Below are 6,000 nucleotides of genomic sequence, written 5' to 3' on the forward strand. Positions count from 1 at the left end.
CTAACCTCCAAAGATTATTATTGTTGTCTCTTGTGCTATTATACACTTGCTTAACTAGATTTAAAAACATAAACTTGTGAAAATAATATTTTTATCAAAATGGCGTTCTGTTAGTAATCGCTTACAATAATATGGCACAAGGACTAACGCTTAATCAAAAAAGTTACAAGTATTTTTTGCCAAGATAGTGAAAAAAATAACAGCAATTTCACCTCAATATGATCACCTCAAACTTGGAATTGGAAAAAATCAGGGTGACAGAAGTTTTGTGTCCCAGCTAAAAAACTATATAATGAAAGAAATGAATAAAAAGGAGCAGAAAATGATCTTAATTTCGTGGAATATCGACTCATTAAATGCAGCTTTAACCGGAACTTCTTCCCGTGCAGTAGCAACACGCAAAGTTTTAGAAAAAATACATGCTGAAAATGCTGATATAGTTGCAATTCAAGAAACTAAATTACGTTCAACTGGACCAACTAAAAAACACATGGAAGTATTAACAAAAGAATTTCCAGAATATGATATTGTTTGGCGTTCATCAGAAGAACCGGCACGTAAAGGTTACGCTGGAACCATGTTTTTGTATAAAAAAGAACTCAAGCCTCAAGTGACTTATCCTGTAATTGGTGCACCGGAACCGATGGATCATGAAGGCAGAATCATCACTTTGGAATTTCCTGAGTATTTTGTCACGCAAGTATATACGCCAAATTCTGGCAATGGCCTTAAGCGTTTAAGTGAGCGTCAAGTCTGGGATGAAAAGTATATTAATTACTTGCAAAAATTAGATCAAGAAAAACCGGTTTTGGCTAGTGGCGATTATAATTGTGCTCACCACGAAATTGATCTGAAGCATCCGGACACTAATCACCATTCTGCAGGTTTTACAGATGAAGAGCGAGCAGATTTTACCCAATTGCTTAAAGCCGGCTTTACAGATACATTTAGAAAACTCAACGGCAATGTTGAAGGAGTCTACTCATGGTGGGCTCAAAGGGTAAGAACTGCAAAGGCTAATAATTCCGGCTGGAGAATTGATTATTGGCTAACTAGTAATAGAATTGCAAATAAGGTTAAGCGTTCTGAAATGATGGATACGGGAGAACGTGCTGATCACTGCCCAATTTTATTGGCAATAGATTTATAAGTAGTTGAAAAAAAGGGATCCAGATGGTTGGGTTTCTTTTTCTTTTGTGTAAAATAATTTTGAGGTGATGAGTATGAATGAGCCCTTGCAAGACGCCATTCTTAATGGTCTGTACGACCCTAAATATCCCGGTCATGAATTATTAGGGCCAAAACTGCTGCAAAATAATAAACAGGAGAATATTTGGCTGACGCTGCGCCAAGAGCTGCTTAACTGTCAAAATTTTACTTGGGCTATAGCCTTTGTTACTCAAGATATGCTCGTTCCCTTTAAAGTAGTTATGGCAGATTTAGCTAAGAAAAACATCTCGGGTACATTAATTACGGGTGACTATTTAGGATTTAATAATCCCAAAGTTTTTCGTGAGTTACTTAAAATTCCCAACTTGACAGTTAAAATTACGCCTCAAAGCGGATTTCATGCTAAAGGTTATCTCTTTGAACATGAGGACTGGCAAACTTTGGTTATCGGCAGTGCTAATTTCACCCGGTCGGCTTTACTTAGTAATTACGAATGGGCCTTAAAAATCAGCTCAAAAAATAATGCGACGTTGACAGAGCAGATTGCCAGGCAATTGCATGAGTTAAAAAATGATAGTATGCCACTATCTGAAAGCTGGATAAGAGAATATGAGCAAAATTGGGTGAAGCCGCAAGTGCAATCTCAGGTTCATGTTAATGAAACAACTAAAATTGTGCCAAATAAGATGCAAGAAGAAGCACTGCAGGAACTACAAGGCTTAATTAAAAATGGACAAAAGCGGGGTCTGGTAGTTTCAGCTACTGGAACTGGCAAAACCTATTTAGGAGCATTTGCTGTCAAAGATTTTAAACCACAGAAGTTTCTTTATGTAGTTCATCGTGAACAGATAGCTAAAAAGGCTTTAAAAAGTTTTCACCAAGTAATTGGCGGGAACTTAGCTGATTATGGTCTATTAACCGGGCATAAGCACCAGCTTGAACGCAAATATATTTTTGCCACCGTGCAGACTTTAAGTCAGCCGGAAGTACTTGCTAGTCTAAGTGCAACAACTTTTGATTACATTTTGATTGATGAGGCCCATAGGGCAGCTGCACCAAGTTATCAGCGCATTTTTGCCAAGTTTAAACCGCAATTTTGGCTGGGAATGACTGCCACTCCGGAAAGGATGGATGACCAGGATGTATACCGCCTCTTTGACTATAATTTAGCTTATGAGATTCGTTTGCGCGAAGCACTGGAAGAAAAAATGCTGGCTCCTTTTCATTATGTAGGCGTTGCAGATTATGAGGTTGATGGTGCTACGATTGACGAAACCACTAACTTGCGCAGACTACTGGCGCCAGAGCGGGTTGACTATGTTTTAAAGCAGCTGGATTATTACGGTTATTGTGGTTCTCAAGCTAAAGGATTGGTTTTTTGCAGCCGCCAAGAAGAAGCGCGTGAATTAGCGCAGGCCTTTTCAGACCGTGAACATCCTGCTATCGCCTTAACTAATGAAGACAGCGAAAAAAGAAGGCTGCAAGTAGTTAAGCAGCTGGAACAAGGACAAATTGATTACATTATTACCGTTGACCTCTTTAATGAAGGAATTGATATTCCGGCTTTAAACCAGATCATTATGTTGCGTAATACGCAGTCCAGCATTGTTTTTATCCAGCAGCTAGGCCGCGGTTTGCGTAAATATCCCGGTAAAGATTATGTCACGGTCATCGACTTTATTGGTAACTATAAAAATAATTATTTAATTCCAATTGCTTTAAATCAGGATGACAGCCGCTCGCAGGATAAGGCACGCGAGGAAAGCTTGCTTCCCAGCTTTATTGATGTTTCAACGATTAACTTTAGCCAAATTGCTTCTGCTAAGATTTTGGCTTCACTTGATCAGATTAAACTGGATAGTATTAAGGAATTGCGACAGTCATACCAGGAACTAGCGGAAAAAATAGGGCGTCCACCCCTGTTATTTGATTTTTACCGTTATGGCTCAACTTCACCCATGGTATTTGCCAATAATCATAGTCTTGAGCATTATGGTGAGTTTTTAATAAAAATGGGCGAACCTGTGAAGCTAAGTCGGTATGAAAGTGCTGTTTTGTCTTTTGCCACTAAAGAGTTATTGAATGGAAAAAGACCGCATGAACTGCTACTTTTAAAGCTGCTTTTAGAAAAAAAGCAGGTTAGCCAAGAAGAATTTGAACAAGCTCTGCATGATTATGGTGCTTATATTAATGAAAGAGTGTTAACTTCAGTTGAAGATATCCTTTCTTTAAGTTTTTTTGACATCAAGCAGGGAAAGACAACTAAAAAGGAACAATATGGCGGACAGCCACTTGTGGTTAAAGCAGATTTATTAGATTATGCGTTAGCACCTAAATTGGCACAATCTCTTTTGCAAAATGAAACCTTTAAAAAACTTTTTACTGATGTTATCAAAACTGGCTTGGCATTGAATCACAAGTATGATAATCAGAAGCAATTTACTCTTTATGAGCAATATGACCGTAAAGATGCTTGCCGATTATTAAATTGGCCGTTAGATGTTTCCGCACCGATGTACGGCTATCGTGTGGATGAACATGAGACCCCCATTTTTATTACTTACCAAAAAGATTCAAAGAAAAAACGCAACGCTTTATACCATAATACTTTGGAAGATGGCCGCTGCTTGCGTTGGTATACCCGCACCCCCCGTCATATCAACTCCGCCGAGGTGCAAAAATTACTTAATACGCCCCAGATGAAGCTATTGCTGTTTGTTAAGAAAAGTGATGCAATTGGCAAGCAGTTTTACTACTTAGGTCAAGTGCACATTCAAAAGGACACAGTCAAAGAAGAATTGCTGGGGCCGAAGAAAAAAGCAGCGGTAGGGATGAATTTGTTGCTGGAAAAGCCGTTGAATACAAAAATGTATGAGTTATTATTTGATGAATAAAAAAAGTCTAAGAATTAATTTTCTTAGACTTTTTCTGTTGGCTTTAGCACTTTAAAAGAGAATATCATAGAGTTTTCTGCCAGGTAGCACAAACGATTAATTAAAAATATTAAATAAAGATTAATTAAATCATTTAATTTGGCAATATCGTGTTAAAATAATAATAAATTTATAAGAAGATTTAATAAAAAGGAGGTAATAAAAATGGCAGAACATGACCTTAAAAACGCGGATCAAAGTAAAGCAATTCATAGTATTCGTCGAGAACATCGAATTAACAGAGTCGCTTTACCCCTTGCGGTCTTTTATGTATTCTATTTAATGTGGACAGTCTTAACAGATTTAGGTTTGTTTCTTAGAATTGTTACGGTCGCATTTTTTATTACACTTGTCTATTTTACTATCTCTGGGACTATGTATTTGAGTGACAAAATAAAAAAGAAACGTGAAAAATGATTTTCAATGTTAAAAACTTTAATAGAAAAGGCTAATAAATCACATTGGTAAATGTTGACTTATTAGCCTTTTGCGCTATAACTATTCAATTTTTAAAGTGACGAAACGTTGTTACAACCCTTTTGAACAAGAACCTAGCGTTTAACAAAAGTATTAGGTTTGATATGCTGTAAAATTTCGTAACCTACATCTTTTTCGTCATTTTCATTATCATCAGTTTGATTTAAAAACATGACGATACCGTTTTGGTTATCGGCAGTTAATTGCATCCAGGTGCCAAAATGTTGCCCCATAAAACTGCCATACGCATTTTTGATATTGTCTTTATTATATAAGTACAGTCCACCAGAGTAGTTAATTACCTTACTCTTTAGGTGAGTCATGTAGTAATAATCGTCTTTACTTAAAATAGAGCCGTCTGCTAATCCAACTTGGATTTTATAATATTCTTCTGGAGTCGAAAATAGATTACCCGCACCCGGGATTTGAGAAACTAGACTTTTCTTAAGATAAGTAGCATTTTGATAATTTTTACCTCCGTTTGAATAATATGAAATGGGATCTGTCATTGTTTTAGGGATATTTTGATAAAGGTATGTATTTTGTAAATTCAACTTATTAATAATACGAGTCTGCAGATTTTCTTCATATGACTTGCCTGTAATCTGCTTGATAATACCGGTCAGAAGAATGTAATTGCTGTTATTGTAATGATAATTGCCAATTTCATCGGATGATGAAGCATTAATATTATTGATCACCCACTTAATAGCATTATCTTCAGAATAGTTATAGCCGCGATCTATCTCTGTACCAGTAGCCATAATACCTGATGTATGAGTTAACAAGTTGCCCACTGTAATGCTATCAGCATTTTTAAGATTGGGATACCAGCGCGAGATTTTAGTGTTTTGGGTAAATTCTTTATTGGTTCCCTTAGTTTCATTAATTAGTTGGACTACCATTGCTGCAGTTACTACTTTTTGCAGAGAAGCTGTTGGGTAAACAACTTTACTGCTGCCATTACCAATTCTTTTGCCATACCAAGCATAGCCGTAACTGATTGTTTGTGGTACTCCGTCTTTTACAACCATAACTATGCCGCGTACATGATGCTTTTTAAAAGTGTTTCTGACAAAATTGTACATTTCAGTTTGTTTATTAGTTGTCGTTGCTGCTTTAACTTGATTGGCACTAGTAACAAGGGGCGTAGTAGCCATAAATAAAGCGGTTGTCAATGTCATAATTTTATGCTTCAAGATAATTTTTCTCCTTAGAAATATAGTAGTATTATAAAACTTTTAAATTAATAAAAGTATGCGAAAGGGTTAAAATTACTTAACAAACTTAATAGCCTTTGTAAATTTGTAAAATAGCCAAAATAGATATTGAAAATGGATGATTAGAGGAGAAATAAGCAAAAATTTCGATAAAAAGTCTTAGATACATAAGGGCTTATTGACAGAGTGAGAAAAAATAT

4 protein-coding genes are annotated in these 6,000 nt (G+C 36.2%); 3 read left to right on the top strand and 1 reads right to left on the bottom strand.

The genetic code is table 11. From position 1 onward, the window contains the following. Positions 1-322: 322 nt before the first annotated feature. From JF73_RS00475 to JF73_RS00485, 3 genes are all read left to right on the top strand, one after another. The gene (locus JF73_RS00475; protein ID WP_046327355.1) at positions 323-1,150 is read left to right on the top strand and encodes an exodeoxyribonuclease III; all 828 of its coding nucleotides are present in this window, start codon (positions 323-325) and stop codon (positions 1,148-1,150) included. Between the two features lie 73 nt (positions 1,151-1,223). After that, positions 1,224-4,064 (top strand): DEAD/DEAH box helicase, encoded by a 2,841-nt coding sequence (locus JF73_RS00480; protein ID WP_046326545.1) that lies wholly within the window; start codon positions 1,224-1,226, stop codon positions 4,062-4,064. Positions 4,065-4,268: 204 nt separating this feature from the next. After that, positions 4,269-4,520 carry a hypothetical protein gene (locus JF73_RS00485; RefSeq protein WP_046326546.1) on the top strand — a complete coding sequence of 84 codons (252 nt, stop codon included), beginning with the start codon at positions 4,269-4,271 and terminating at the stop codon, positions 4,518-4,520. 134 nt (positions 4,521-4,654) lie between these two features. Here the strand turns inward: JF73_RS00485 and JF73_RS00490 are convergent, their stop codons facing one another. After that, positions 4,655-5,740, bottom strand: coding sequence for a serine hydrolase domain-containing protein (locus JF73_RS00490; RefSeq protein ID WP_046327356.1), 1,086 nt, complete (start codon positions 5,738-5,740; stop codon positions 4,655-4,657). Positions 5,741-6,000 lie beyond the last annotated feature (260 nt).

Source organism: Lactobacillus helsingborgensis, from assembly GCF_000970855.1.
Taxonomy (GTDB): domain Bacteria; phylum Bacillota; class Bacilli; order Lactobacillales; family Lactobacillaceae; genus Lactobacillus; species Lactobacillus helsingborgensis.

What these genes read in the sequence shown, in the direction of transcription:
- JF73_RS00475 (WP_046327355.1), top strand. Translation starts at nt 323, where the DNA reads ATGATCTTAATTTCGTGGAATATCGACTCATTAAATGCAGCTTTAACC.
- JF73_RS00480 (WP_046326545.1), top strand. Translation starts at nt 1,224, where the DNA reads ATGAATGAGCCCTTGCAAGACGCCATTCTTAATGGTCTGTACGACCCT.
- JF73_RS00485 (WP_046326546.1), top strand. Translation starts at nt 4,269, where the DNA reads ATGGCAGAACATGACCTTAAAAACGCGGATCAAAGTAAAGCAATTCAT.
- JF73_RS00490 (WP_046327356.1), bottom strand. Translation starts at nt 5,740, where the DNA reads ATGGCTACTACGCCCCTTGTTACTAGTGCCAATCAAGTTAAAGCAGCA.